The organism is Bradyrhizobium sp. PRIMUS42 (assembly GCF_023006515.1).
GTDB lineage: Bacteria > Pseudomonadota > Alphaproteobacteria > Rhizobiales > Xanthobacteraceae > Bradyrhizobium.
On record NZ_JALBGZ010000816.1, the window covers coordinates 1 to 2,568 of the forward strand.

Here is a 2,568-nt window from a genome sequence, read left to right on the forward strand (position 1 = left end):
TGGCCGTCGTGATCGCCTTCGTCACGCGAGCATTCGAAGCTTGACGCATCGGTCGTGCTTGCGCCACGCCCTTCATATTTCGCCGTCTTCGGGAAGGGGCACAGTGGCCGCCTGAACGCGACGGAACGGGCTTTACGACCGGCGTCATAAGAATTGCCGGAGAGTACGGGGGAAACATGGTCGACTTGGAGACCAGCTTGGAATCGTCAGCTACGCGGAGTCCGGGCTGATGGAAGGATTCTTTCAAGCGCTCGCCGCGGGCCTTCTGATCGGCGCGGTCTACGGCCTGATGTGCGTCGGGCTCGGTATGATCTTCGGCGTCATGCGCGTCATCAACTTCGCCCATGGCGACTTCATGATGCTCGGCATGTACACCGCCTTCTATCTGTTCACCGCGGCCGGCGTTCAGGCGCTGTTCGGCAACACGGTGGGGCCGTTCGTCGCCATCCTGCTGGCCGGGCCCGTGCTCGCCGTGTTCGGCTATTTCGTGCATCTGGCGTTGATCTCGCACGTATCCGGGACGCGCACCGCCTCGCTCGAAGGCGAAGGCCATTACGCCCAGCTCATCCTCACGCTCGGCATCGCGCTGATCCTGCAGAACGGCGGCCTCATCGTGTTCGGCTCGGTCCTGGCCTCGATCCGCACGCCGCTGTCGAGCTCGGCCTGGGAGCTCGGCCCCCTCTTCGACATGAGCATCTTCCTCAACAAGGCCCGCAGCATCGATATGGTCGTTTCGCTGGCGATCATGATCCTGCTTTCGCTGCTGATCACGCGGACCCGGATCGGCAAGTCGCTCCGCGCCGCCGCGGACAATCCGACCGCCGCGACCTATATGGGCATCGACGTCGACCGCGCCCACCGCACCGCCTTCGCGCTCGGCTGCGGCATCACCGCGATCGCCGGCGGCCTGCTCGCCACCAACTATCCGTTCCACCCGTTCGTCGGCCTCGAATATGTCATCGTCATGTATGCCGGCGTCGTGCTCGGCGGCATGGGCAGCATCATCGGCGCGTTCTGGGGCGGCATGACGATCGGCCTCGTGCAGCAGATGTCGACGCTGATCCTGCCCACGCAGTTGCAGAACGCCGCGATCTTCGCCGTCTTCCTCCTCATCATCTTCTTCCGCCCGCAAGGCTTCTTCGGGCGCATGGTCGAGAGGACGTGACCATGCTCCGGATGCGCTCCTTTCTGCCTCCCCTGCTCTTCACGCTCGCCTATGCCGGGATCTCGCTCGGCGTCACCAACTCCTACTACCAGCTCATCCTGACGCTGGTGCCGGTGTGGGCGGTGTTCGGGCTGTCGTGGAACCTGCTCAGCGGCTACACCGGCCTGATCTCGTTCGGGCACGCCGCCTTCTTCGGGATCGGTGCTTACGCGACCGCGCTCGGCCAGATCTATTTCGACATCTCGCCCTGGCTGCTGATCCCGGTCGCCGCCATGCTCGGCGGCATCGCCGGGCTCTTGATCGGCTTTCCGACCTTCCGCCTCCAGGGCCACTACTTCGCGCTGGCGATGCTCGCCTACCCGCTCGCCATCCTCTACGTGTTCGAGTGGCTCGGCTTCCAGGAGGTGACGCTTCCGATCAAGCGCGATGCGCCGATTGCCTATATGCAGTTTGCCGATCCGCACCTCTACACCCTGCTCGGACTGGCGATCATGCTCGCCACCATCGTGCTGACCCAATGGATCGAGCGATCCCGCTTCGGCATGGCGCTGCTCGCGATCAAGCAGAACGAGGCCGCGGCCGAGGCAGCCGGCATCAACACGCTGGCCTGGAAGCTGCGCGCGATCACGCTGAGCGGGGCGATTGCCGCCGCCATCGGCGGCTTCTACGCGCAGGTGCTGCTGGTCGTGACGCCGCAATCGGTATTCGGCATGCTGGTCTCGGCGCAGGCGCTGACGGTTGCGATGTTCGGCGGCGTCGGCACGGTCTGGGGTCCGGTGATCGGCTCGGTGATCCTGATCCCCCTCGCCGAGATCCTGCACGCGGAGGCCGGTGCGCGTATCCCCGGCATTCAGGGCGTGATCTTCGGCATCGCCATCGTCTGTGTCATCCTGCTGGCTCCGGAAGGACTGTTCTGGAAGCTGCGCGATCTCCTGCGCAAGCGAAGTGTTTCCAAACCAGCCGCCGGCGAAACTCCGGAACCGGCGGTTGCCAACGTGACGGCCCTGAAGCCCACCGCGCGGCAACGCGCAGCCACCGGTGAGGTCGTGCTCGAAGTGCGCAACCTCTCGCGTTCCTTCGGTGGCCTCAAGGCGGTGCAGGACGTCAGCTTCAAGCTGCACAAGAACGAGATCCTCGGCATCATCGGACCCAACGGTGCCGGCAAGACCACGCTGTTCAACCTCCTCAACGGCTTCCTGAAGCCGAGCCAGGGCGAGGTCCTGATCGACGGCCGCAACATGTCCGGCCAGCGGCCGCACGTGATCTGCGAGGCCGGCATCGGCCGCACCTTCCAGGTGATGCGACCGTTCCTGCGCATGTCGATCCTCGACAACGTCGTGGTCGGCGCCTATGTGCGCGCGCGCTCCGACGATGAGGCCCGCAAGCTGGCCGCCGACGCGGTT

At 65.1% G+C, this 2,568-nt stretch carries 2 protein-coding genes; both read left to right on the top strand.

The window, feature by feature from the left end; all coding sequences use genetic code 11:
• The first annotated feature begins 229 nt into the window (after positions 1–229).
• Positions 230–1,165, top strand: a complete 936-nt coding sequence (locus MOV75_RS34100; protein WP_246931917.1) for a branched-chain amino acid ABC transporter permease — start codon at positions 230–232, stop codon at positions 1,163–1,165.
• Between the two features lie 2 nt (positions 1,166–1,167).
• A partial coding sequence (locus MOV75_RS34105) for an ATP-binding cassette domain-containing protein (RefSeq protein ID WP_247007531.1) occupies positions 1,168–2,568 on the top strand: 1,401 nt, incomplete at its 3' end.

Excerpts from the sequence above, each read along its gene's own strand:
- MOV75_RS34100 (WP_246931917.1), top strand. The coding sequence starts at position 230 with ATGGAAGGATTCTTTCAAGCGCTCGCCGCGGGCCTTCTGATCGGCGCG.